At 63.8% G+C, this 24,884-nt stretch carries 17 protein-coding genes; 14 read left to right on the forward strand and 3 right to left on the reverse strand.

The annotated features are described in order from the left end of the window. Positions 1–34: 34 nt before the first annotated feature. The 10 genes from CK219_RS11150 to CK219_RS11195 all read left to right on the forward strand — a co-directional run bounded on the left by CK219_RS11150 (position 35) and on the right by CK219_RS11195 (position 16,461). The gene (locus CK219_RS11150) at positions 35–1,069 is read left to right on the forward strand and encodes a sugar ABC transporter substrate-binding protein (RefSeq protein WP_095767162.1); all 1,035 of its coding nucleotides are present in this window, start codon (positions 35–37) and stop codon (positions 1,067–1,069) included. 162 nt (positions 1,070–1,231) lie between these two features. Next, on the forward strand, positions 1,232–2,293 hold the full coding sequence (locus tag CK219_RS11155) for an ABC transporter permease (protein ID WP_095766830.1): 1,062 nt from the start codon (positions 1,232–1,234) through the stop codon (positions 2,291–2,293). 2 nt (positions 2,294–2,295) lie between these two features. Further along, positions 2,296–3,078: an ATP-binding cassette domain-containing protein gene (locus CK219_RS11160; protein ID WP_176477005.1), complete on the forward strand. Its 783-nt coding sequence runs from the start codon at positions 2,296–2,298 to the stop codon at positions 3,076–3,078. A 142-nt stretch (positions 3,079–3,220) separates the two neighbouring features. After that, positions 3,221–5,683, forward strand: coding sequence for a glycogen/starch/alpha-glucan phosphorylase (locus CK219_RS11165; protein ID WP_095766831.1), 2,463 nt, complete (start codon positions 3,221–3,223; stop codon positions 5,681–5,683). Positions 5,684–5,837: 154 nt separating this feature from the next. Further along, positions 5,838–8,051 (forward strand): 1,4-alpha-glucan branching protein GlgB, encoded by a 2,214-nt coding sequence (glgB, locus tag CK219_RS11170; protein ID WP_095767164.1) that lies wholly within the window; start codon positions 5,838–5,840, stop codon positions 8,049–8,051. A 63-nt stretch (positions 8,052–8,114) separates the two neighbouring features. Then, positions 8,115–9,383 (forward strand): glucose-1-phosphate adenylyltransferase, encoded by a 1,269-nt coding sequence (gene glgC, locus CK219_RS11175; RefSeq protein WP_095766832.1) that lies wholly within the window; start codon positions 8,115–8,117, stop codon positions 9,381–9,383. 151 nt (positions 9,384–9,534) lie between these two features. Next, positions 9,535–10,980, forward strand: a complete 1,446-nt coding sequence (gene glgA / locus CK219_RS11180; protein ID WP_095766833.1) for a glycogen synthase GlgA — start codon at positions 9,535–9,537, stop codon at positions 10,978–10,980. Between the two features lie 3 nt (positions 10,981–10,983). After that, positions 10,984–12,612 (forward strand): alpha-D-glucose phosphate-specific phosphoglucomutase, encoded by a 1,629-nt coding sequence (locus CK219_RS11185; RefSeq protein WP_095766834.1) that lies wholly within the window; start codon positions 10,984–10,986, stop codon positions 12,610–12,612. Positions 12,613–12,808: 196 nt separating this feature from the next. Beyond that, positions 12,809–14,806, forward strand: a complete 1,998-nt coding sequence (glgX, locus tag CK219_RS11190; RefSeq protein ID WP_095766835.1) for a glycogen debranching protein GlgX — start codon at positions 12,809–12,811, stop codon at positions 14,804–14,806. After that, positions 14,806–16,461, forward strand: coding sequence for an alpha-glucosidase family protein (locus CK219_RS11195; RefSeq protein WP_095766836.1), 1,656 nt, complete (start codon positions 14,806–14,808; stop codon positions 16,459–16,461). Before glgX ends, CK219_RS11195 begins: the two co-directional genes overlap by 1 nt. A 5-nt stretch (positions 16,462–16,466) precedes the next feature. Here CK219_RS11195 and CK219_RS11200 read toward each other — a convergent pair whose 3' ends face one another. Both CK219_RS11200 and CK219_RS11205 read right to left on the reverse strand, forming a co-directional pair. Next, positions 16,467–18,197 (reverse strand): TadG family pilus assembly protein, encoded by a 1,731-nt coding sequence (locus tag CK219_RS11200; RefSeq protein ID WP_095766837.1) that lies wholly within the window; start codon positions 18,195–18,197, stop codon positions 16,467–16,469. Positions 18,198–18,343: 146 nt separating this feature from the next. Then, positions 18,344–18,709 (reverse strand): TadE/TadG family type IV pilus assembly protein, encoded by a 366-nt coding sequence (locus tag CK219_RS11205; protein ID WP_245340453.1) that lies wholly within the window; start codon positions 18,707–18,709, stop codon positions 18,344–18,346. 375 nt (positions 18,710–19,084) lie between these two features. Between CK219_RS11205 and CK219_RS11210 the strand changes: the two genes are divergently transcribed. From CK219_RS11210 to CK219_RS11225, 4 genes are all read left to right on the forward strand, one after another. Then, positions 19,085–20,677, forward strand: a complete 1,593-nt coding sequence (locus CK219_RS11210; protein ID WP_095766838.1) for a peptide ABC transporter substrate-binding protein — start codon at positions 19,085–19,087, stop codon at positions 20,675–20,677. 177 nt (positions 20,678–20,854) lie between these two features. Then, positions 20,855–21,778: an ABC transporter permease subunit gene (locus CK219_RS11215; protein ID WP_095766839.1), complete on the forward strand. Its 924-nt coding sequence runs from the start codon at positions 20,855–20,857 to the stop codon at positions 21,776–21,778. Further along, positions 21,771–22,895, forward strand: a complete 1,125-nt coding sequence (locus CK219_RS11220) for an ABC transporter permease subunit (RefSeq protein ID WP_095766840.1) — start codon at positions 21,771–21,773, stop codon at positions 22,893–22,895. The genes CK219_RS11215 and CK219_RS11220 overlap by 8 nt, the downstream gene beginning before the upstream one ends. A 1-nt stretch (position 22,896) precedes the next feature. Further along, positions 22,897–24,516, forward strand: a complete 1,620-nt coding sequence (locus tag CK219_RS11225) for an ABC transporter ATP-binding protein (RefSeq protein ID WP_095766841.1) — start codon at positions 22,897–22,899, stop codon at positions 24,514–24,516. A gap of 28 nt (positions 24,517–24,544) precedes the next feature. Here the strand turns inward: CK219_RS11225 and CK219_RS11230 are convergent, their stop codons facing one another. Then, complete coding sequence (locus CK219_RS11230) at positions 24,545–24,880, reverse strand: hypothetical protein (protein WP_095766842.1); 336 nt, start codon at positions 24,878–24,880, stop codon at positions 24,545–24,547. Positions 24,881–24,884: the final 4 nt, after the last annotated feature.

Here is a 24,884-nt window from a genome sequence, read left to right on the forward strand (position 1 = left end):
CTGGCGTCCGGAATGGTTCCACTGGGAGGAAATCGTGACCAAGAAATCGCTGCTGAAATCCACCGTATTCGCGGCGGCCGGGCTGGGCCTGCTCGCGTTCGCCTCGTCCGCGTCGGCCGCGGGCGTCGGCGCCTGCCTCATCACCAAGACCGACACCAATCCCTTCTTCGTCAAGATGAAGGAGGGTGCGACCGCCAAGGCCAAGGAACTCGGCGTTGACCTCAAGACCTATGCCGGCAAGATCGACGGCGACAGCGAGAGCCAGGTCGCGGCGATCGAAAGCTGCATCGCCGACGGCGCCAAGGGTATCCTGATCACGGCTTCCGATACCAAGGGCATCGTGCCGACGGTGAAGAAGGCGCGTGACGCCGGCCTGCTGGTGATCGCTCTCGACACGCCGCTCGATCCGATCGACGCCGCCGACGCCACTTTCGCAACGGACAATCTCGAAGCCGGCAAGCTGATCGGCGCCTGGGCCGCCGCTACGCTCGGCGACAAGGCCAAGGACGCCAAGATCGGCTTCCTCGACCTGACCCCCTCGCAGCCGACCGTCGACGTCCTGCGCGACCAGGGCTTCATGATGGGCTACGGCATCGACGTGAAGGACCCCAACAAGATCGGAGACGAAACCGATCCGCGCATCGTCGGCCATGACGTGACGAACGGCAACGAAGAGGGCGGCCGCAAGGCGATGGAGAACCTTCTGCAGAAGGACAACACCATCAACGTCATCCACACCATCAACGAGCCGGCCGCTGTCGGCGCCTATCAGGCGCTCAAGGCCGTCGGCCTCGAGAAGCAGGTGCTGATCGTCTCGGTCGACGGTGGCTGCCCGGGCGTGAAGTCGGTCACCGAAGGCGTCATCGGCGCCACCTCGCAGCAATATCCGCTGCAGATGGCGGCGCTCGGCATCGAGGCGATCGCCGCCTTCGCCAAGGACGGCACCAAGCCCAAGCCGACCGAAGGCAAGAACTTCTTCGACACCGGCGTCAACCTTGTCACCGACAAGCCGGCCAATGGCGTCAAGTCGATCGACACCAAGGAAGGCCTGGCCAAGTGCTGGGGCTGATGCTCTGAGAGGTCCACGAACCGTGCGGCTGGGGGCTTGATCCCCGGCCGCATCGGGTGGACGATGCGCTTTCGTCAAAGCGCGACAATCCTGGCGACAAGACCGGAATAGGCGTCGACGGCGTGTGCGGCAATGAGAGGCCGTATGCAGACGGGAGGACATATGTCTCAGATACAGGAATTCGAGAAAGTACTTACGGGAAGCGACACCAGCGTCGCCGCCTTCGACGAGCACAAATCGGCCGTCAAGCGCGCCCAGCACTTCCTGCACTCCACGCCGGCGGCGGTGCCGCTGATCGTGCTGGTTCTGTCGGTCATCATCTTCGGCATCGCCATCGGCGGACGTTTCTTTTCGTCCTACACGCTGACGCTGATCCTGCAGCAGATCGCCATCGTCGGCATTCTCGGTGCCGCGCAGACATTGGTCATCCTGACCGCTGGCATCGATCTCTCGATCGGCGTCATCATGGTGATTTCGGCGGTGATCATGGGCAATTGCGCCGTGACCTATGGCATGCCGGCCATACTCGCCGTGGCGATTGGGCTTGCCGCCGGCGGCGCCTGCGGACTGCTCAATGGCCTCCTGGTCGCCTACATGAAGCTGCCGCCCTTCATCGTCACGCTCGGCACCTGGAACATCGTCATGGCCACGAATTTCATCTATTCGGCCAATGAGACGATCCGCGACACCGACGTCGACGTCCAGGCGCCGCTGCTGCATCTGTTCGCGGTGAGCTTCAGGGTCGGCTCTGCCGTGCTGACGCTTGGCGTCATTGCCATGGTCCTGCTGGTGATCCTGCTGTGGTATGTCCTCAACCACACCGCATGGGGCCGCCATGTCTACGCCGTCGGCGACGATCAGGAAGCTGCGAAACTGTCGGGCATTCAGACCAAGAAGGTGCTGATGATGGTCTATGCCCTTGCCGGGCTGATCGCCGCTTTCGCGGCTTGGGTCTCGATCGGCCGCAACGGCTCGGTCTCGCCGTCGGCCGCTGTCACCGACTACAATCTGCAGGCCATCACCGCGACGGTGATCGGCGGCATCTCGCTGTTCGGCGGGCGCGGCTCGATCCTCGGCACGCTGTTCGGCGCCATGATCGTCGGCGTCGTCTCGATGGGCCTCAACATGCTGGGCGCCGATCCGCAATGGAAGGTGCTGCTCACCGGCGTGCTGATCATCGGCGCCGTGGCGATCGATCAATGGATCAGAAAGGTTTCGGCATAGTCATGACCCAGGAGCCCATTCTCACAGCGCGCGGCCTGATCAAGCGCTATGGCCGCGTTACCGCCCTCGACAATGCCGATTTCGACCTCTATCCGGGCGAAATCCTCGCAGTCATCGGCGACAACGGCGCGGGCAAATCATCGCTGATCAAGGCGATCTCCGGCGCGGCGGTGCCCGACGAAGGCGAAATCCGGCTTGAGGGCAAGCCAGTTGCCTTCAAGTCGCCGATGGAGGCCCGGGAAGCCGGCATCGAAACCGTCTACCAGAACCTCGCCCTGTCGCCGGCGCTGTCGATCGCCGACAACATGTTTCTCGGCCGCGAGATCCGCAAGCCAGGTCCGCTTGGCAGTTGGCTGCGCATGCTCGACCGTCCGGCGATGGAGAAGCGTGCTCGCGACAAGCTCACGGAGCTCGGCCTGATGACCATCCAGAACATCAGCCAGGCGGTGGAGACGCTTTCGGGCGGCCAGCGCCAGGGCGTGGCGGTGGCGCGTGCTGCCGCCTTCGGCTCGAAAGTGGTGATCATGGACGAGCCGACGGCCGCCCTTGGCGTGAAGGAAAGCCGCCGCGTGCTTGAGCTGATCCTGGACGTCAAGAAGCGCGGCCTGCCGATCGTTTTGATCTCGCACAACATGCCGCATGTCTTCGAGGTGGCGGACCGCATCCACATCCACCGGCTTGGAAGGCGTCTCTGCGTCGTCGATCCTAAGCAGATTTCCATGTCGGATGCGGTGGCGCTGATGACCGGCGCCAAGAAGCCGCCGGAGGACGCGCTGGCGGCTTGATCCCCACGACATGTCCCTGTTGCCGCAGGCGGGCTGATGGGTCGGTTGAGTAAATCGATTGAACCTATGCTGCAACGCACTAAGATGGGCTGGGAGGAACGGTGAAAGCCGCTATGATCAGGCCAGTTGAACGAGAGGCAGCATGACATCCGCCATGACGATCGAAGTCCCTGTTCTCGACAATCCCGACCCCAAGACGCTCGCCGAAGAAGTCTTGATGTCGCTCAAATACCGGGTCGGCAAGGACACAACCGTCGCCACGCCCTATGACTGGCTGACCGCTTCGATCAAGGTGGTGCGCGACCGCATCGTCGATCAATGGATGCAGGCGACCAAGGAGGCTTACGACCAGCAGGAAAAGCGCGTCTATTACCTTTCGCTCGAATTCCTGATCGGGCGCCTGATGCGCGACGCCTTCTCCAATCTCGGCCTGATGGAGAACATGCGCGAGGCGCTGTCCTCGCTCGGCGTCGACCTCGACCTGATCGCGGGGCTCGAGCCGGACGCGGCACTCGGCAATGGCGGCCTCGGCCGTCTCGCCGCCTGCTTCATGGAAAGCATGGCGACCGTCGACATCCCCGCCCATGGCTACGGCATCCGCTACGCCAACGGCATGTTCCGCCAGGAAATCCACGGCGGCTGGCAGGTCGAGCTGCCGGAGACCTGGCTCGATCACGGCAATCCCTGGGAGTTCGAACGGCGCGAGCGTTCCTTCGAGGTCGGCTTCGGCGGCTCGGTGGAAGCGATCACCTCGAAGGATGGCCGGCTCGAACGCCACGTCTGGAAGCCGACCGAGCATGTGTTGGCCGTCGCCTATGACACGCCGGTGGCCGGCTGGCGCGCCAGGCGCGTCAACACGCTGAGACTCTGGTCCGGCATGCCGATCGACCCGATCCTGCTCGACAAGTTCAATGCGGGCGACCACATCGGCGCGCTGGCCGAGAGCAACAAGGCCGACGCGCTGTCGCGCGTGCTTTATCCTGCCGATTCCCACATGGCCGGCCAGGAGCTGAGGCTGCGGCAGGAATATTTCTTCTCCACCGCCTCGCTGCAGGACATCGTGCAGCGGCATTTGAGCCAGTATGGCGACCTGAAATCGCTGCCCGACAAGGCGGCGATCCACTTGAACGACACTCATCCCGCGGTCGCCGTGCCGGAGCTGATGCGGCTCCTGATGGACGTCCACGGCATGGACTTCGACCAGGCCTGGGACATCACCAAGCGCACCTTCGGCTACACCAACCACACGCTGTTGCCCGAGGCGCTTGAAAGCTGGCCGGTGCCGCTGTTCGAGCGTCTGCTGCCGCGCCACATGCAGATCGTCTACGCCATCAATGCGCAGGTGCTGCTCGAGGCCCGCGCCACCAACCAGTTCTCGGGCGATCAGATCGCCCGCATCTCGCTGATCCAGGAAAATGGCGACCGCCGCGTGCGCATGGGCAATCTGGCCTTTGTCGGCTCGCATTCGATCAACGGCGTCTCGGCGCTGCACACCGAGCTGATGAAGGAGACGGTGTTCGCCGATCTCCACAAGCTCTATCCCGATCGCATCAACAACAAGACCAACGGCATCACGCCCAGGCGCTGGCTGATCCAGTGCAATCCCGGCCTGACCTCGCTTGCCCGCGAGGCGATCGGCGACCGCTTCATGGACGACATCGAGGCAATCAAGGATCTCGATCCGCTGGCCGATGACGCGGCTTTCCGTGAGAAATTCGCCGGTGTGAAGCGGCAGAACAAGGCGCGGCTCGCCAATCTCGTCGCCGACCGGCTCGGCATCAGGATCGATCCGTCGGCGCTGTTCGACATCCAGGTCAAGCGCATCCACGAATACAAGCGCCAGCTGCTCAACATACTGGAAGCGATCGCGCTGTACGATCAGATCCGCTCGCATCCGGAACGGGACTGGATGCCGCGCGTCAAGATCTTCGGCGGCAAGGCGGCGCCCAGCTATCACAACGCCAAGCTGATCATCAAGCTGGCCAACGACGTCGCGAAAGTCATCAATGGCGATCCGTCGGTGCGCGGCCTGCTGAAGGTGGTGTTCGTGCCGAACTACAATGTCAGCCTGGCCGAGGTGCTGATGCCGGCCGCCGATCTCTCCGAGCAGATTTCGACCGCCGGCATGGAAGCTTCGGGCACCGGCAACATGAAGTTCGCGCTGAACGGCGCCTTGACCATCGGCACGCTCGACGGCGCCAATGTCGAGATCAAGGAACATGTCGGCGACGACAACATATTCATCTTCGGCCTCACCACCGCGGAGGTCGCCGAGCGGCGCAACAATGGCTACAATCCGCGCGGCGTGATCGAGACCTCGTCCGAGCTGTCGCAGGCGGTATCGGCCATTTCCTCCGGCGTCTTCTCACCCGACGATCCCGACCGCTATCGCGACCTGATGAACGGGCTCTACCAAAGCGACTGGTTCATGGTGGCGGCCGACTTCGATTCCTACGCCGCCTGCCAGCGCGAGGTCGACGCCGTGTGGCGCAACAGCCCCGACTGGTACGCGCGCGCCATCCGCAACGTCGCCCGCGTCGGCTGGTTCTCGTCCGATCGCACAATCCGCCAATATGCGAAAGACATCTGGAACGTGCCCGTCTGATATGATTGCATGAGCCACAAAGAATGTGGCCAGATGCATGTCGCCCAAAAGTGCGTAGCGGTTTTGGGACCACGACATGCACCAAGACAAAGAACGGCGCATGCCGGAGCGAGGCATGCGCCAGAACAAGGTGCCCGGGGAGGGCGACCGTTTGATGAGGAAGCCGCGCGCGACCGCTGCGACAAGCGGGCCGGACGGACTGGCGCCAGCCGGCGATGTCGCGGCGATTGTCGCCGGAACGCACGGCGATCCCTTCGCGGTCCTGGGCGTGCATGAAGCCGGCAAGGGCTTCATTGCCCGCTGCTTCGTGCCCAATGCCGAATTCGTCACCGCCTACACGCTGACCGGCAAGGAGGTCGGCGAGCTTTCCCGCAGCGACGATGCCGGCTTCTTCGAGGGCAAGGTCTCGATCCGCAAGCGCCAGCCGCTGCGCTATCACGCCAGGAATGCCGGCGGCGATTGGTGGCTGACCGATCCCTATTCCTTCGGCCCGGTGCTCGGTCCGATGGACGACTATTACATGGCCGAGGGTTCGCACTTACGGCTGTTCGACAAGCTCGGCGCCCACATCGTCGAACATGAGGGCGCCACCGGCGTGCATTTCGCCGTCTGGGCGCCCAATGCGCGGCGCGTCTCCGTGGTCGGTGCCTTCAACGACTGGGATGGTCGCCGGCACACGATGCGCGACCGTAAGGACACGGGCATCTGGGAATTGTTCATTCCCGATATCGGCGCGGGCAAGCCCTACAAGTTCGAGATCATCGGGCCCGACGGCGTGCGCCTGCCGCTGAAGGCCGACCCGTTCGCCTTCGAATCGGAATTGCGCCCGGCGACCGCCTCGGTGACGGCGCCGCCCATAGCGCATCAATGGGGCGACGAGGCGCATCGCAATTATTGGCAGAAAGCCGATCCCCGGCGCGAGGCGATCTCGATCTACGAGGTCCATGCCGGCTCCTGGCAGCGCCGCGACGACGGCACGTTCCTCTCCTGGGACGAACTCGCCGCGCGGCTGATCCCCTACGTGGTCGACACTGGCTTCACCCATATCGAGTTCCTGCCGATCTCGGAGCACCCCTATGACCCATCCTGGGGCTACCAGACCACCGGGCTTTATGCGCCGACAGCCCGCTTCGGCGACCCCGACGGCTTCGCCCGTTTCGTCGATGGCGCGCATCGCGCCGGCGTTGGCGTCATCCTCGACTGGGTGCCGGCGCATTTCCCGGTCGACGAGCACGGGCTGGTGAAATTCGACGGCACGGCGCTCTACGAGCATGCCGACCCGCGCCAGGGCTTCCATCCCGACTGGAACACGGCCATCTACAATTTCGGCCGCCGCGAGGTAGTGTCATTCCTGGTCAACAACGCGCTGTTCTGGACCGAGAAATACCATGTCGACGGCTTGCGCGTCGACGCGGTCGCCTCGATGCTCTACCTCGATTATTCGCGCAAGGCCGGCGAGTGGATCCCCAACGAGAAGGGCGGGCGCGAGAACCTGCAGGCCGTCAGCTTCCTGCAGAAGATGAACAAGGAGGTCTACGGCCACCACCCCGGCGTGATGACGATCGCCGAGGAATCGACCTCATGGCCGAAAGTGTCGCGTCCCGTGCATGAAGGCGGCCTCGGCTTCGGCTTCAAATGGAACATGGGCTTCATGCACGACACGCTGGAGTATCTCTCCAAGGAGCCGATCTTCCGCAAGCACCATCACAACGACATCACCTTCGGCCTGGTCTACGCCTTCTCGGAAAATTTCGTGCTGCCGCTTTCGCATGACGAGGTCGTGCACGGCAAAGGCACGCTGCTCCACAAGATGGCAGGCGACGACTGGCAGAAGTTCGCCACGCTGCGCGCCTATTACGCCTTCATGTGGGGCTATCCCGGCAAGAAGCTCTTGTTCATGGGCCAGGAATTCGCCCAGCGGCGCGAGTGGAGCGAGGAACGCGCGCTCGACTGGGACCTGCTGGAATTCGCGCCGCACCGCGGCGTCTGGCAGACGGTCCGGGATTTGAACTACCTCTATCGTTCGCGTCCGGCGCTGCATGCGCGCGACTGCGAGCCGGAGGGCTTCTCCTGGCTGATCGTCGACGACCGCGACAATTCGGTCTTCGCCTGGCTGCGCAGCGCGCCGGACGGCAATTCGATAGCTGTCATCTCCAATTTCACGCCGGTGCCGCGCGAGAACTATCGCGTGCCTCTGCCGAAGGCGGGAAAATGGCGCGAGATCATGAATACCGACGCCGAGGTCTATGGCGGCTCCGGCATGGGCAATAGCGGCATGGTCGAGGCAAGCGGGGAAGGAGGCGGCGTATCGGCGACGATGCTTTTGCCGCCGCTGTCGACGATCATGCTGGAATTCGTCACGGATTGAAGCAGATGATGTCTCATCCTGCTCTTGCAACAGTCCGGGCAGCTTGTTTGGGAGGGTAACAGAATGGCAGAGATCAGAAGAACCCAGCCGCTGGCACGCGATGCCATGGCCTATGTGCTGGCCGGCGGCCGCGGCAGCCGCCTCAGGGAGCTGACCGACCGGCGCGCCAAGCCGGCGGTCTATTTCGGCGGCAAGACGCGCATCATCGATTTCGCCCTCTCCAATGCGCTCAACTCCGGCATCCGCCGCCTCGGCGTCGCCACCCAGTACAAGGCGCACTCGCTGATCCGCCACCTGCAGCGCGGCTGGAACTTCCTGCGGCCCGAGCGAAACGAAAGCTTCGACATCCTGCCTGCATCGCAGCGCGTCTCGGAAACGCAGTGGTATGAAGGCACGGCCGACGCCGTCTACCAGAACATCGACATCATCGAGGCCTATGGCCCCGAATACATGGTCATCCTCGCCGGCGACCACATCTACAAGATGGATTACGAGCTGATGCTGCGCCAGCATGTCGACGCCGGCGCCGACGTCACAGTGGGCTGTCTGGAAGTGCCGCGCATGGAGGCGACCGGCTTCGGCGTCATGCATGTCGACAAGAAGGACAACATCATCGCTTTCGTCGAAAAGCCGGCCGATCCGCCCGGCATTCCGGACAAGCCGGAATTCGCTTTGGCGTCGATGGGCATCTATGTCTTCAAGACCAAGTTCCTGATGGAGCAGCTGCGCCGCGACGCCGCCGAGCCCGGCTCCAGCCGGGACTTCGGCAAGGACATCATCCCTTACATCGTCCAGCACGGCAAGGCGATCGCCCACCGCTTCGCAAAATCCTGCGTGCGTTCCTCGCACGAGGCCGAACCCTATTGGCGCGACGTCGGAACGGTGGACGCCTATTGGGAAGCCAATATCGACCTCACCGATATCACGCCCGAGCTCGACCTCTACGACCGCGATTGGCCGATCTGGACCTATGCCGAGTTGAAGCCGCCGGCAAAGTTCGTGCATGACGAGGACGGCCGCCGCGGCGAGGCGATCTCCTCGCTGGTCTCCGGCGACTGCATCGTTTCCGGCGCCTCGCTGCGCCGCAGCCTGATCTTCACCGGCGCGCGCATCAATTCCTATTCCAAGCTCGAGGAAGTGGTGATGCTGCCCGACGTCCAGGTCGGCCGCAACGCGAGCCTCAAGCGCGTCGTCATCGATCACGGCGTCCACATCCCGGAAGGACTGGTTGTCGGCGAGGACCCGGCGCTCGACGCCAAGCGTTTTCGCGTATCGGAGAAGGGCATCTGCCTGATCACGCAGGACATGATCAACAAGTTGTCGACCACTTAGGGTCGATCAGCAAGCTGTCAGCCTGATGAGGTTGATCGGCTGTCAACCTGGCAAGGTCGATCAGCAAGCTGACGGGTCGATCAACAAGCTGACGACTGGATCAACAGGTTGTCACTTTGACCTGTCATCTTGAGATCGGAATGTGGAGCGCATGCAGGTTCTGTCGGTCACGCCCGAAATCTTCCCGCTGATCAAGACCGGCGGGCTTGCCGACGTCGCCGGCGCCTTGCCGATCGCGCTTGCCGGCAAGGGCGTGGCGATGCGCACGCTGGTTCCGGGCTATCCCGTGGTGATGGCGGCCTTCGCCAAGAAGAAGGCGGTCTACCAATATCCGCTGCTGCAGGGCGGTAAGGCTTCGATCCATGCCGTCAAGATCGGCGATCTCGATCTCTTCGTTTTGGACGCGCCGCATCTCTTCGATCGCCAGGGCGGCCCTTACGGCACCGCCTCCGGCGCCGACTGGCCGGACAACTGGCGCCGCTTCGCCGCGCTCAGCCAGGCCGGCGGCGACATTGCCGGCGGCGCAATCTCCGGTTACCAGCCCGACATCGTGCATGCCCATGACTGGCAGTCGGCGATGACGCTTGCCTATATGCGCTACGGCAAGGCGGTCGGCGTGCCGTCGCTGATCACCGTGCACAACCTTGCCTTCCAGGGTCAGTTCGGCGCCGGCATCTTCGGCGAGCTCGGCCTGCCGAGCGTGGCGATGCAGCTCGACGGCATCGAATATTATGGCGGCGTCGGCTTTCTCAAGGCCGGCCTGCAAGCCGCCTGGGCCATCACTACGGTCAGCCCGACCTATGCGCAGGAAATCCGCTTGCCCGAATTCGGCATGGGTCTCGACGGGCTGATCAACATGCGCTCGACCGATCTCTACGGCATCGTCAACGGCATCGACGTCGACATCTGGAACCCGCAGACCGACAAGCATCTGGTCGCCAATTATTCGGCCGAGACGCTTGCGGCGCGAGGCAAGAACCGCAAGGCGGTCGAAGAGCGCTTCGGCCTGGAAGCGGATGGCAGCCCGATCGTCTGCGTCATCAGCCGGCTGACCTGGCAGAAGGGCATGGACATCCTGGCCGCGGTCGTCGACGGCATCGTCGCCGCCGGCGCGCGGCTGGCGATCCTCGGCTCCGGCGACGCCGGCCTCGAAGGCACGCTGCTTGCCGCCGCCGCCCGCCATCGCGGCCGCGTCGGCGTCATCGTCGGTTACGACGAAGAGCTTTCGCACGTCATGCAAGGCGGCTGCGACGCCATCATCATTCCGTCCCGCTTCGAGCCCTGCGGCCTCACCCAGCTCTATGGCCTGCGCTATGGCTGCGTGCCGGTCGTCGCCAGGACAGGCGGTCTGGCCGACACCATCATCGATGCCAACGAGGCCGCCTTGTCGGCCGGCGTCGCCACCGGCTTCCAGTTCGCGCCCAACAATGGTGCCGCGATGCTCCATGCCATCCAGCGGCTGGTCGAGCAGCATGCGCGGCCCGCGACCTGGGCCTCGATCCAGCGCCAGGGCATGAAGGCCGATGTCTCCTGGGACAAGAGCGCCGAAAAATACGTCGAACTCTATCGCTTGCTGCTTTCAAAAAGGGCTGCCTGAGGCATGATCAAAACCGTCCCCACCAAACCCTATACCGACCAGAAGCCAGGCACCTCCGGCCTGCGGAAAAAGGTGCCGGTGTTCCAGCAAGAGCACTACGCCGAGAACTTCATCCAGTCGATCTTCGATGCGCTGGACGGTTTTCGGGGCAAGACGCTGGTGATCGGCGGCGACGGTCGCTTCTACAATCGCGAGGTCATCCAGAAGGCGATCGCGATCGCCGCCGGCAACGGCTTCGGCAAGGTGATGGTCGGGCAGGGCGGGATTCTGTCGACGCCGGCTGCCTCCAACATCATCCGCAAATACAAGACCTTCGGCGGCATCATCCTGTCGGCCAGCCACAATCCGGGCGGCCCGCACGAGGATTTCGGCATCAAGTACAATGCCGGCAATGGCGGCCCGGCGCCGGAAAAGATCACCGACGCGATCTTTGCCAAGTCGAAGGAGATCAAGAGCTTCAAGATCGCCGATATCGGCGCCATCGACATCGACACCATCGGCACCGTCAAGGCCGGCGACATGACGGTCGAGATCTGCGATCCGGTCAAGGACTATGCCGAACTGATGGAAAGCCTGTTCGACTTCGACGCGCTGAGGAAGCTCTTCAAGTCGGGCTTCCGCATGCGCTTCGACGCCATGCATGCGGTAACCGGCCCCTATGCCAAGGAGATCCTCGAACGCCGGCTCGGCGCGCCGGACGGCACCTGCCGCAACTTCAAGCCGCTGCCCGATTTCGGAGGCCACCACCCGGACCCGAACCTGGTGCACGCAAAGCACCTCTATGACGAGATGATGGGGCCCGACGCGCCGGATTTCGGCGCGGCTTCCGACGGCGACGGCGACCGCAACCTGATCATCGGCAGAGGCATCTTCGTCACGCCGTCGGATTCGGTGGCGATGCTTGCCGCCAATGCCAAACTGGCGCCGGGCTACAAGGACGGTCTGAAAGGCATTGCCCGCTCGATGCCGACCAGCGGCGCCGCCGACCGCGTCGCCGAAAAGCTCGGCATCGGCATCTATGAGACGCCGACCGGTTGGAAGTTCTTCGGCAATCTGCTCGATGCCGGCATGGCGACCATCTGCGGCGAGGAAAGCGCCGGCACCGGCTCCAACCATGTGCGCGAGAAGGATGGGCTGTGGGCCGTGCTTCTGTGGCTCAACATCCTCGCTGCGCGCGGCGAGAGCTGCAAGGACATCGTCACCAAGCATTGGGAGACTTACGGCCGCAACTACTATTCGCGCCACGACTACGAGGAGGTCGAGAGCGATCGCGCCAACGCGCTGGTCGACGAGCTACGCGCCAAGCTCGGCTCGCTGCCCGGCACGACCGTGCGCGGCCTGAAGATCGCCAAGGCCGACGATTTTGCCTATCGCGATCCGGTCGACGGCTCGGTGAGCGAGCATCAGGGCATCCGGATCCTGTTCGAGGGCGGCTCGCGCGTCGTGCTTCGCCTCTCCGGCACCGGCACGTCAGGGGCGACGCTGCGCCTCTATATCGAGCGCTACGAGCCGGACAAGGCAAGGCACGACCTCGACACGCAAGAAGCGCTCGCCGATTTGATCGCCGCCGCCGACGACATCGCCGGCATCAAGAGCCACACTGGCCGCAACAAGCCGAGCGTGATTACTTGAGGGTGGCGTGGCGCGACTCCCCCTTCTCCCCTTGTGGGAGAAGGTGTCGCCGAAGGCGACGGATGAGGGGTGCTCCAGCTTGGCGCAAACCGGCGCTCGCATCGCCGGCGCCTCATTTCTTCCAACACCCCTCATCCGTCTCGGCGCTGCGCGCCGATCCACCTTCTCCCACAAGGGGAGAAGGGGAGGCGCTCGCATGACCTTCGGCGCCACCATCACCCCCGAAGGCATCCGCTTCGCCGCCTGGTCCTCATCCGCGAGACGCCTGTGGGTCTCGCTTTTCGACGACAGCGGTGCGCGCGAGATCGACCGGCTGGAGCTCAACCCGGAAGGCGACGGCGTGCACGCGCTCCTTGTCTCCGGCCTTGGCGACGGCGCGCGTTACGGCTTCCGCGCCGACGGCGACTATGCTCCGGAGCGCGGCCTGTGGTTCGATCCGAACAAGCTTCTCGCCGACCCCTATGCCGTCGAGGTCGATCGTCCATACCAATATCATTGGCGGCTTGCCGCCAAACGCAACGAAGGCGCCGACACCGCTCCGCTGATGCCGAAGGCGATCGCGCGTTCGCTGCCCAAACCGGTGCCGCCCCAGCCGCCGCTGTTCCGGCCTGGCGGGCTGATCTACGAGCTCAATGTCCGCTCCTTCACCAAGCTGCATCTGGACGTGCCGGAAACCCAGCGCGGCACCATCGCGGCGCTCGCCCATCCGGCCATCGTCGAGCACCTGAAGCGTCTCGGTGTGTCGGCCGTCGAATTGATGCCGGTCACCGCGTCGATCGACGAGCGGCATCTGCCGCCATTGGGGCTGAGCAACGCCTGGGGCTACAATCCCGTCACTTTCATGGTGCCCGATCCGCGCCTCGCGCCCGGCGGTCTCAAGGAACTGCGCGACACCGTCGCCGCTCTGCGCCAGGCCGGCATCGGCACCATCCTCGATCTCGTCTTCAACCACACCGGCGAAAGCGACCGGCTCGGGCCGACTTTGTCGCTGCGCGGACTGGATGCGATAGGCTACTACCGGCACCAGGCGGACGGCAGGCTGGTCAACGACACCGGCACCGGCAACACCGTCGCCTGCGACCATCCGGTTGTGCGCGAGATGGTGCTCGACACGCTGCGCCACTTCGTCCGCTTCGCCGGTGTCGACGGCTTCCGCTTCGATCTGGCGCCGGTGCTCGGCCGCGTCGACGGCGCCTTCGATCCGGAAGCGCCGCTGCTTCGGGCCATTGCCGGCGATCCCGTGCTCTGCGACCGCGTGCTGATCGCCGAGCCTTGGGATATCGGTCCGAGCGGCTACCAGCTCGGAAATTTCCGGCCGCCATATCTGGAATGGAACGATCGTTATCGCGATGATGTCAGGCGCTTCTGGCGCGGCGATGCCGACGCGGTAGGCGTCTTGGCCACAAGGCTTGCAGGTTCCTCCGATGTCTTCGGCAGGGAAGGCCAACCGGCGAGCCGTGCGGTCAATTTCATCGCTGCACATGACGGCATGACGCTGGCCGACATCGTCGCCTATGAGCGCAAGCACAACGACGCCAACGGCGAGCACAATCACGACGGCCACAACGACAATTTGTCATGGAACAACGGCGCCGAGGGCGAGACGGACGACGCGGCGATTGCCAAGGCGCGCTTCGACGACCAGCGCGCGCTGCTGGCGACACTTTTCGCCTCGCGCGGCACCATCATGCTGACCGCCGGCGACGAGTTCGGCCGCACGCAAAAAGGCAACAACAACGCCTATGCGCAGGACAATGCCATTACCTGGCTCGACTGGGCCGGCCGCGATCAGGCGTTGGAGCGATATGCCTCATCGCTCTCTGCGATGCGTCGTGCCTTTCCCGCGCTGTCGGACACGCATTTCCTGACCGGAAAGCCGGCTGATGCTTCGGCCATTCCGGATGCCGAGTGGCTGACGGAGACGGGCGCGCCGCTCGGCGAGACGGAGTGGAACGATCGCGATCGACATCGCCTTGTCATGATGCTCGGCGATAGCGGAGGCAGTCGCCTTGCCGTCATGGTCAATGGCGACCGCCGCCAATGCGTCTTCACCTTGCCGGTCCGGGACGGCTACGAGTGGGGCCCGGCGATCGAGGCGCAGCCGGTCGATCTTGCGCGGCCGCTGCCCGGCCGCAGCGTCAATTTCATGATCGAGCGGCGTGCCGCTCAATCGCGCAACGGGAAGGGCTTGTGATGGCTGCCGAAAATTCCGGGCAAGGGAGCGAATGGTGGCGCGGCTGCGTCATCTATCAGGTCTATCCGCGCTCCTTTCAGGACACGACCGGCGACGGCAGCGGCGACCTCAAGGGCATCACCGCGCGGCTCGCCCATGTCGCGTCGCTCGGCGTCGATGCCGTCTGGCTCTCGCCCTTCTTCAAGTCGCCGATGGCCGACATGGGCTACGATGTATCCGACTATCGCGACGTCGATCCGATGTTCGGCACATTGGAAGATTTCGACGCGCTGGTCGCCGAGGCTCACCGGCTCGGCCTGAAACTCATCATCGACCAGGTGATCTCGCATTCTTCCGACAAGCATGAATGGTTCGTCGAGAGCCGCGCCAGCCGCGACAATGCCAAGGCGGACTGGTACGTCTGGGCTGACGCCAGGCCGGATGGCAGCGCGCCCAACAACTGGCAATCGCTGTTCGGCGGGCCGGCCTGGGAATGGGACGCCACCCGCCGGCAATACTACATGCACAATTTCCTCGCCGCTCAGCCGGATCTGAACTTCCACAATCCGGACGTTCAGGACGCGCTTTTGGACACCGTGCGCTTCTGGCTGGAACGCGGCGTCGACGGTTTCCGGCTGGACACGGTCAACTACTATGTCCACGACCGCTGGCTGCGCGACAACCCGCCCTTGGCCGCAAGTGTCGCCGGCACCAATGGCGCCACAAGCACCTACGCCTTCCAGGAGCATCTTTTCGACAAGACGCGGCCCGAAAACCTCGACTTCTTGAAACGTTTCCGCGCGCTGCTCGACGAATATCCAGACCGCGCCGCGGTCGGCGAGGTGGGCGACGAGGAGCGTTCCCTGCAGACGCTCGCCGCCTATGTGTCCGGCGGCGACAAATTGCAGATGTGCTACACCTTCGACTTGCTCAGCCCCCAATTTTCCGCCGCCCATGTGCGCGGCTGCGTGGAGGCGTTCGAGACGACTGCCCCGGACGGCTGGGTCTGCTGGGCCTTTTCCAACCATGACGTCGTGCGCCATGTCAGCCGCTGGACGCGGCAAGGCGAGAACCCGGACGCGGTGGCGAAGTTCTCGATCGCGCTGCTTGCCTGCCTGCGCGGCTCGATCTGCCTCTATCAGGGCGAGGAACTCGGCCTCGAGGAGGCGGAGCTAGCCTATGAGGATCTGCGCGATCCCGTCGGCATCCGCTTCTGGCCGGGCGTGAAGGGCAGGGACGGCTGCCGCACCCCGATGGTCTGGCAGGCGGAGGCGGACAATGCCGGCTTCTCCACGGCCAAGCCCTGGCTGCCGGTGCCGCAGGCGCATCACGCCCGGGCGGTCGACGTCCAGAATGGCGAGGAGCGGTCGGTGCTTGCCGCCTATCGCTCGATCCTTGCCTTGCGCAAGAGCCATCCGACATTGATTGCCGGCTCGATCCGCTTTGTCGAGGCCGAGGGCGATGTGCTTGCTTTCCTCCGTGAGTGTGATGGCGAAAGGCTGCTTTGCGTTTTCAATTTCTCGACCGAGGCAACAGGCTGGGCGCTGCCCACCGAGATCGGCGAGGCCGAGATAGCGGCATTTGACGTTGACGCCGCCGGCGTTCTTACCGGTGTTGTCGAGGACAGCGTGCTGGCGCTGCCGCCTCTGGGCAGTTTCGTCGGCAGGATTGGCTGACTGGGCTACTGCACCAGCACAGAACGCCCGCAGGTCGCGCCGGTCACGCGCACATCGGCCTCGCCGGCATGGACGCCCAGGGCTCCAAGCACGTTGTAGACGAGGTCGTCCACCGGCGCGGTCACGCCGTTGAGCAGTGTCGTCACCGCCGGCTTCACCGTGCCGAGCAGGGCGGTCACGTCGAGGCCGAGCCCCAGCGCGTTGACCGAGAGCGACAGGTTATTGATCAGCGATGTCGTCAGCGACTGCGTCAGGTTCTTCGTCGACACCGTCTTGATCGCCTTGTTGGCGATGTCGGTGGCGTTGTAGGTCAAAGTGGTCGGCGCCATGTTGGTGACCGAGAAGGCCGACGAGCCTGTCACCTGCAGCAGCGGGACGAGCAACAGCTTCAGGTCCGCGATATCGGCGTCGGAGAAGGACTGCGGCTTGGTGAAATCCGCGAAGCCGCTGCCATTGCTGTTGGCGAGATGGGCTGAGACCACGCCCGGCTGCGCGGCGATCGAAACCTTGATGCTGGAGGGACCCGTCGGGCAAGTGATGTCGGTCAGCTTCGCTTCGGCATAGGCGACTTCGACGTTGAGCGGCAGGTGGACGGCGACAAGACTGGTGCCGCCGCCGAGATTGGAATTGCCGAGTGTCACGCTGGCATTGAGCTTGATGCGGGTCTGCGCCGTGCGCACCACGGTGCCTGCCTCGCCCACCGCCAGCCAGGCCGAGTTCTGCATCGGCTCGCCGATGGCGATCGCAAGCGTCGTCGATGCCAGCCCCGGTATGGTGGCGCCGAGATTGACCGCGACCTGATTCGTGCCATTGGCCAGAGCGGCAGCCGCGGTGAGCATGCTGAGCGCGCTGGCTGTCACGTTAAGGCCGGCCGGCTTTTGCCCGATGCCGAGATCGCCGACGGAGCCGAGATCGATGAGGGTGCTGAGCGGAATCCTGACCGTATTGGTGGCGCTGGAGGCCATGGTCTGCAGAGCGAGTTTGGCTGTGCGGTCGAGCCCCGGCACATTGGCCATTGCCGTGGCGATCTGGCCGATCGTTGCTTTGGAGGCGAGCACGTCGTTGTAGGAAACGCCGGTCAGATGCAGTTGCGTCGCCAGCGCATCTGTGAAGGAGAGTACGTCGACATCGGCCGACACCAGTGAATTGTAATCCATCACGCTGAGCGAGATGTTGCCGCCGAGAAGGCCGCCGAGAAGCGCGTTGAGAATGCCGCCATTGAGACTGGCGAGCCGCGAGCCGACCGAAAAAGCCGCTTGCGGCTGCGCGCTGGCGATAGCGGTCGTGCCGAGAGTGGGCGGCGCCATGATCGAGCCGGCGAAATAAAGCGTACCCTGCTTCTTGAGCGTAACCTGGACCGCATTGTAGGGCAGCTTGCCCGCCTCGAACCGGCTGCCGGCGGCAATGGTGCTGACGCCCGTGTAGCGCCCCGGCACGACCTGGACGACGGCCTTGCTGGCGGTCGGCGCCACGGTCGCGCCCTGTTGCTGGACGGCGACCGAGGTGATGCCGTTGTCGCTGAGCGCGGTCAGCACCGCCTGCTGAGCGTTGGTGATGTTCGAGGCCGCGGTGATGGCGGCAAGGTCGACGATCGACTGCGCGGCGCGGCGCTCGTTGTAAAGGGAACCTTCGTCGATCGCGAAGGCGGTCAGCGCCAGCGCTACCGGCGTGCACAGCGCGGTCATGACGGCGAAATTCGCGCTCCGGTCGGCGAGCAGGCGTCGCGTCGCCGCCATGAAAGCAATTCCAGGAAAAGTGCGAGGCGGTTGAGTTCGGCGAGCTCGCCGTAGCCTTCCGTCCGGAATTGCGTCACTGTAAACAGATGGAGCGGTTTGGCCTTTTCGGGAAACGATGAACCGCTCTAGCCCCCCCTTGATGGGCATCATATACCTCCGACGCGGATCGTCGATTGACGTTGGATCGTCGTGCCCGGCAGCGGCAGGGTCCGGAACAGGTTCCAGATCGGCAGGTTGCGCGCATCGTAGGTGACCGAGACGACGAACTGGCTGCCGTCGACGGCGCTGTCCTGCGCATTGACGGTCAGCTTGTTGGCGTCGACGAACGGATAGCCCGAGACATCGTGAGTGATGAAATCGGTAACCAGCGCCTGCCGCTCGGTCTGGTTGAGGCCGGCAATCGCGGTGCGCGCCGCGTCGGCGGCGATCTGCTGCACCGAATGGCTGGCGCCGAAATAAATCCCATATGCAACCATGCCGAGCAGAAGCAGGATGAAGACCGGCGCCAGCATGGCAAATTCGATTGCCGACGTGCCCGTGGCGTCAGCCCGGAAACGACACCACGGAACAAGCAATTTTCGGTTCTTCAGCATGGCGCGGAGAATGCCAAAGGCCGCCTGCAAAAACAGAAAACAGCTGGAACAACCGGCAGGTGTGGCAAGTTGAAAGCAAGCTCTAAGCTTTAGGTTTCGCTGTTTTAGCGTTATGGCGCTCACTTTGCGTCAAGCAGGCAATGGTTGAAATAAGATTTCGCTCTGTCTAGTCTCCTGCCACCAGCCGCCGGAAGGAACCGGCGGCACGCCTGAAACGGGGCCGTTTCAACGGTTCTGAGGTGTCAAAACTTAAGAAGGCGCGGCTGAGGGGCTGCGCCGACAGGGAGAAACTTCATGCTGAAAGATATGCTGAAGGCGACGGTGTTCGCCACCACATTGTCCTTGGCCACAGGCACATTCTACACGCCTGCCTTCGCCGAAACCGTCTACAACCGCGGCGCCGCCGCCGAGGCGGAGACGGTCGATCCGCACAAGACGTCGACTGTCTACGAAGCCGATATCATACGCGACCTGTTCCAGGGCCTCGTCATGCATGATCAGAAGACCAATCTCATTCCGGGCGCCGCCGAAAGCTGGACGGTGTCGGATGACGGCACCGTCTACACCTTCAAGCTGCGCAAGGACGGCCTCTGGTCGGACGGCACCCCGGTGACGGCGGACGACTTCGTCTATTCGTTCCATCGACTGGAAGATCCGGCGACCGCTGCAGAATACGCCTCGATGCTCTATCCGGTGAAGGGCGCCGAGGACTTCAATACCAAGAAAGGCAAGGCCGAGGATATGGGCGTGAAGGCGATCGACGCCAACACGCTTGAAGTCACGCTGAAGGCTCCGACCCCCTACTTCCTGGAGATGCTGACCCACCAGGCGACCTATCCGGTCAACAAGGCTTCCATGGACAAGCTCGGCGCCGACTGGATCAAGCCGGGCAAGCTGGTCTCCAATGGCGCCTATACGCTGGCGGAGTGGGTTCCCAACGACCATATGAAATTGGTCAAGAACCCGAAGTTCTGGGACGCCGCGAGCGTCAAGCTCGACGTGGTCAACTATATCCCGACCGAGGATCGCTCGTCGGCGATGAAACGTTTCGAGGCAGGCGAGCTCGACAGCTATGGCGACCTGCCGACCGAGCAGCTCGCCGATCTCAAAACCAAATTCGGCGACCAGGTCCGTGTCGGGCCGTATCTCGGCACTTATTATTACGCGGTCAAGACCGACAAGGCGCCTTGGGACAATGTCGAGTTGCGCAACGCCATCTCGATGGCGATCGACCGCGACTTCCTCGCCGAGAAGGTCTGGCAGAACTCGATGCTGCCTGGATATTCGATGGTGCCTCCGGGTATCGAGGGCTACACGCCGGCACTGGCCAAATACGCCGACATGCCGCAGATCGACCGCGAGGATGCGGCCAAGAAGATCCTGGAAAAGCTAGGCTATACACCCGAGCATCCGTTGAAGATGGAGATCCGCTACAACACCTCGGAGAACCATAAGAACACGGCGGTGGCCATCCAGGAACAGCTGAAGCCGCTCGGCGTCGAGGTGACGCTGCTCAACACCGACACCAAGACCCATTACAGCTTCCTCGAGCAGAAGGGCAACTACGACGTCGCCCGTGCCGCTTGGATCGCCGACTACAAGGATCCCGAGACCTTCCTCGGCATCTCGCGCAAGGCGAGCGGCAACAACTACTCGAACTACAACAGCCCTGCCTATGAAGCCGCCATGGACAAGGCGGCCGCCGCAGGCGGCAAGCCCGAGGAGCGCATGAAGGACCTCGCCGCAGCCGAGCGCATCCTGGTCGACGACGTCGGCGAGATCCCGCTTCTCTACTACAGCTACCACGACATCGTTTCCTCGAAGCTGCATGGCTTCGACGACAATGTGATGGACATTCATCCGTCCCGCTTCATCTCCAAGGACTGACAAGAAACCTTGGCCGTGCCGCCGCTCTCTTTTTGGGAGCGGCGGTCGCGGTCTGTCGTCGTGCCGGGCCGAAAGTCGGATTGGATTTTCGGGCTGCCCGGTGCGAAGATCAGAGATGCCGGCGCGCCACGGATCTTCGACTGGAGAGCCTGTCGCCCTGGCTGAAGCGGGGCGCCGATGCTGCGTTATGTCTTCCGGCGGCTGTTGACCGCCATCCCGACGCTGTTCGTCATCGTGACGGTGGCGTTTTTCCTGATCCGCGTCGCGCCAGGCGGCCCGTTCAACCAGGAGCGGGGCTTGAGCCCCGAGATCAGGGCCAATCTCGAAGCCCAGTTCGGCCTCAACGATCCGCTCTGGCTGCAATATGTCCACTATCTCGGCAATCTTTTGCGCGGCAGTTTCGGCCCAAGCTACAATTTGCCGGATTTCACCGTCACCGAACTCTTCGCCAAGGGCCTGCCGATCTCGGTACAGATCGGCAGCTCGGCACTGGTGCTGGCGCTGCTGTTGGGCTCGATCCTCGGCACCATCGCCGCGCTCAACCAGAACAAAATAGGCGATTATTCGGTAATCGCTTTGGCCACTGCCGGCAGCACCATCCCCACCTTCGTCACCGCGCCGGTGATCCAGCTCGTCTTCGGGTTGTCCTGGAAGCTGCTGCCGATCGGCGGCTGGGGCGACGGCGCCTTGATCAACAAGGTCGGTCCGGTGCTGACGCTGGCTCTTCCGCAGATCGCCATCGTTGCCCGCCTGATGCGCGGCTCCATGATCGAGAGCCTGCGTTCGCACCATATCCGCACCGCCCGCGCGCTCGGCCTGTCCGACTGGTCGGTGGTGGTCAAGCACGCGCTGCGCGGCGCCGTGCTGCCGATCGTCTCCTTCACTGGTCCGGCGGCGGCGGCGCTGTTGACTGGCTCGATCATCGTCGAAACCATCTTCTCCATCCCCGGGGTCGGCCGCTACTTCGTCGATGCCGCCCTCAACCGGGACTACACGCTTGTCATGGGAACCGTGGTGGTGATCGCGCTCTTCACCATCGTCTTCAACCTGATCGTCGACTTGCTCTATGCGGTCGTCGATCCGAGGGTGCGCTATGACTGACCTCGCCGTCGTCGTGCCCGAGCCGATTGTCGGCCGCTCGCTCTGGGGCAACGCCTGGGCGCGGCTCAAACGCAACCGGGCCGCGATGCTCAGCCTCTATTACCTGGCCTTCATCGCCGTCATCAGCATTTGCGGTCCGTGGGTCGTGCCGCATGCTTACACCACCATCTATGGCGACTATGTGCGCATGCCGCCGAGCTTTTCGGCCTATCCGAAACCCGACATGATCCAGGGTGCGCTGGGCGACGCCATCAAGCGCATGCGCGCCGACATCAAGGAATGGCACCAGGACGGCAATCGCGTCATCGTCACCGTCACCTCGACCAAGCCGATCGACGACCGCAACATCCGCTATCTCGACCGCTCCGACGCCTTCGACAACACCAGGATCGAGAACAAGTCGCCCGACGGCCTCGAGGTGACGATGAGCTCGGCCGTGAAGCAGCAATATTTCTTCTTCGGCACCGACAACACCGGCCGCGACCTGCTTTCGCGCACGCTGATGGCCGGACGCATCTCTTTGGCCATCGGCCTGCTCGCCGGCGTCGTCGCCGGCGTCATCGGCGTCATCTACGGCGCGACCGCGGGCTTTTCGGGCGGCAAGGTCGACGAGGTGATGATGCGCATCGTCGACGTGCTCTATTCGCTGCCCTTCATCTTCTTCGTCATCATGCTGGTGGTGTTTTTCGGCCGCAACTTCGTGCTGATGTTCCTGGCCGTCGGCGCTGTGTTGTGGCTCGACATGGCGCGCATCGTGCGCGGCCAGGCGCTGTCGATCCGCAGGCAGGAATATGTCCAGGCGGCGGAGGCCATGGGCGTCGGCCAGCGCGGCATCCTGTTGCGCCATGTCATCCCCAACCTGCTTGGCCCGGTGGTCATCTACATGACGCTCTTGGTGCCGCAGGTCATCATCCTGGAGAGCTTCCTGTCCTTCCTCGGTCTAGGCGTGCAGGAGCCGATGACCAGCTGGGGCGTGCTGATTTCGGTCGGCGCCAAGAACATCGGCTACGCCAACTGGCTGCTTTTGTTCCCGGCCTTCTTCCTCGTCTCGACGCTGTTTGCCCTGAATTTCGTCGGCGACGGCCTGCGCGACGCGCTCGATCCCAAGGACCGCTGAGATGACTGGTTCCGAAACGATCCTCAGCGTCAAGGACCTGCGCGTCCGCTTCCAGACCCTCGACGGCGCGGTCGAGGCCGTGAAGGGCATCAACATCAAGGTCAACGCCGGCGAGACGGTCGCCGTCGTCGGCGAATCCGGCTCCGGCAAAAGCCAGACGATGATGGCGGCGATGAGCCTGCTTTCCTCCAATGGCGAGGCGACCGGTCAGGTCGACTACCGCGGCCGCAATCTCCTGACGATGTCAAAGAGCGAGCTGAACCAGGTGCGCGGCCGCAAGATCAGCATGATCTTCCAGGAGCCGATGACCTCGCTCGACCCGCTCTACACAATCGGCAACCAGCTGATCGAGCCGATCCGCCGGCATCGCGGGCTTTCCGCGGCGGCCGCGCGGGAAGAGGCGCTGAAATTGCTCAGGCTGGTGCATATTCCCGATCCCGAACGGCGGATGAAATCCTATCCGCACGAGATGTCGGGCGGCCAGCGCCAGCGCGTCATGATCGCCATGGCCTTGGCCAACGATCCGGACATCCTCATCGCCGACGAACCGACGACGGCTCTCGACGTCACCATCCAGGCGCAGATTCTGATGCTGCTTGCCGAACTGCAGCGCAAGCTCGGCATGGCCATCGTCTTCATCACCCACGACCTCGGCATCGTGCGCCGCTTCGCCGACCGCGTCTATGTCATGCGCCTGGGCGAGGTGGTGGAGGAGGGCGATGCGGAAGCGCTCTTCGCCAATCCGCAGCATGCCTACACCAAGATGCTGCTCGCGGCCGAGCCGACGGGCACCAAGGTGGCGCCGCCCGCCAGTGCGCCGGTGCTGCTCGAAGGCCGCAATGTCGAAGTCGTCTTCAAGATCGGCGGCGGCTTCCTTGGCGGCGAGCCGCTGATGCTGCGCGCGGTGGACAGGATCTCGATCCGGCTGAAGCGCAACCAGACGATCGGCATCGTCGGCGAGTCCGGTTCAGGCAAGTCGACGCTGGGCCGCGCGCTGCTCAGGCTCTTGCCCAGCGACGGCGTGATCCGCTTTGGCGACCGCGACATTTCGGACGCGGACCGCCAGGCGATGCGGCCGCTCAGGCGCGAATTGCAGCTCGTGTTCCAGGATCCGTTCGGCTCGTTGTCGCCGCGCATGACCGTCGGCCAGGTGATCACCGAGGGCCTTTTGGTGCATGAGCCCTCGCTGACCGGCAAGCAGCGCGACCAGCGCGCCGTCGAGGCATTGCGCGAGGTCGGCCTCGACCCCAACGCACGCAACCGCTACCCGCACGAATTCTCCGGCGGCCAGCGCCAGCGCATCGCCATTGCCCGCGCCATGATCCTGAAGCCGAAAGTGGTGGTGCTCGACGAGCCGACCTCGGCGCTCGACCGTTCCGTGCAGAAGCAGATCGTCGAGCTTTTGCGCAAGCTGCAGGCCGACCATGAGCTGTCCTACCTCTTCATCAGCCACGACCTCGCGGTGGTCCGCGCCATGGCCGACTACATCATCGTCATGAAGCAGGGAAAGATTGTCGAGGAAGGGCCGACGCAAGAAATCTTCGACAATCCGCGCGAAGCCTACACCCAGACGCTGATGAACGCCGCGATCGATACGGCACGGTTCCGCATGAGCGCTTGAAGCCGGGGCAAGCTTGACCTCGCTCGCCTCACGGCGAGGACGGGCACCTCCGGTTCCGCGTCGCGACGATCACCTGCTGCTGTTGCTGCAGCCGTTCGATCCGCGCGGTTTCGCGATTGGCGATCGCCGTCTTCACGCGCTCGCCGCCGAGCAGCCATGTCGGCACGCTGGTGTTGGCGACCTTGCCGCGAGCGATTGCGGTGCGTGAAATATCGGTCGCGGTGTCGCCGACCGCATTGTTGAGCTCGGGGCAGTTCATTTTGTCGTAGTTCGCCGGGCTGATCGACGCGGTGGTCGATGAGCAGTCCGCCGCGAACAAGAGGACCGCAATTGTCGGTAGAATGGCCGTCGGCGTGAACTTCATACTC

The sequence above is a fragment of the Mesorhizobium sp. WSM4313 genome (assembly GCF_002294725.1).
Lineage (GTDB): Bacteria > Pseudomonadota > Alphaproteobacteria > Rhizobiales > Rhizobiaceae > Mesorhizobium.

Bases quoted from the DNA above. Each gene is read 5' to 3' on its own strand.
- CK219_RS11155 (WP_095766830.1), top strand. From the start codon at position 1,232: ATGTCTCAGATACAGGAATTCGAGAAAGTACTTACGGGAAGCGACACC.
- CK219_RS11160 (WP_176477005.1), top strand. From the start codon at position 2,296: ATGACCCAGGAGCCCATTCTCACAGCGCGCGGCCTGATCAAGCGCTAT.
- CK219_RS11165 (WP_095766831.1), top strand. From the start codon at position 3,221: ATGACATCCGCCATGACGATCGAAGTCCCTGTTCTCGACAATCCCGAC.
- glgB (WP_095767164.1), top strand. From the start codon at position 5,838: ATGAGGAAGCCGCGCGCGACCGCTGCGACAAGCGGGCCGGACGGACTG.
- glgC (WP_095766832.1), top strand. From the start codon at position 8,115: ATGGCAGAGATCAGAAGAACCCAGCCGCTGGCACGCGATGCCATGGCC.
- glgA (WP_095766833.1), top strand. From the start codon at position 9,535: ATGCAGGTTCTGTCGGTCACGCCCGAAATCTTCCCGCTGATCAAGACC.
- CK219_RS11185 (WP_095766834.1), top strand. From the start codon at position 10,984: ATGATCAAAACCGTCCCCACCAAACCCTATACCGACCAGAAGCCAGGC.
- glgX (WP_095766835.1), top strand. From the start codon at position 12,809: ATGACCTTCGGCGCCACCATCACCCCCGAAGGCATCCGCTTCGCCGCC.
- CK219_RS11195 (WP_095766836.1), top strand. From the start codon at position 14,806: ATGGCTGCCGAAAATTCCGGGCAAGGGAGCGAATGGTGGCGCGGCTGC.
- CK219_RS11200 (WP_095766837.1), bottom strand. From the start codon at position 18,197: ATGGCGGCGACGCGACGCCTGCTCGCCGACCGGAGCGCGAATTTCGCC.
- CK219_RS11205 (WP_245340453.1), bottom strand. From the start codon at position 18,709: ATGCTGGCGCCGGTCTTCATCCTGCTTCTGCTCGGCATGGTTGCATAT.
- CK219_RS11210 (WP_095766838.1), top strand. From the start codon at position 19,085: ATGCTGAAAGATATGCTGAAGGCGACGGTGTTCGCCACCACATTGTCC.
- CK219_RS11215 (WP_095766839.1), top strand. From the start codon at position 20,855: ATGCTGCGTTATGTCTTCCGGCGGCTGTTGACCGCCATCCCGACGCTG.
- CK219_RS11220 (WP_095766840.1), top strand. From the start codon at position 21,771: ATGACTGACCTCGCCGTCGTCGTGCCCGAGCCGATTGTCGGCCGCTCG.
- CK219_RS11225 (WP_095766841.1), top strand. From the start codon at position 22,897: ATGACTGGTTCCGAAACGATCCTCAGCGTCAAGGACCTGCGCGTCCGC.
- CK219_RS11230 (WP_095766842.1), bottom strand. From the start codon at position 24,880: ATGAAGTTCACGCCGACGGCCATTCTACCGACAATTGCGGTCCTCTTG.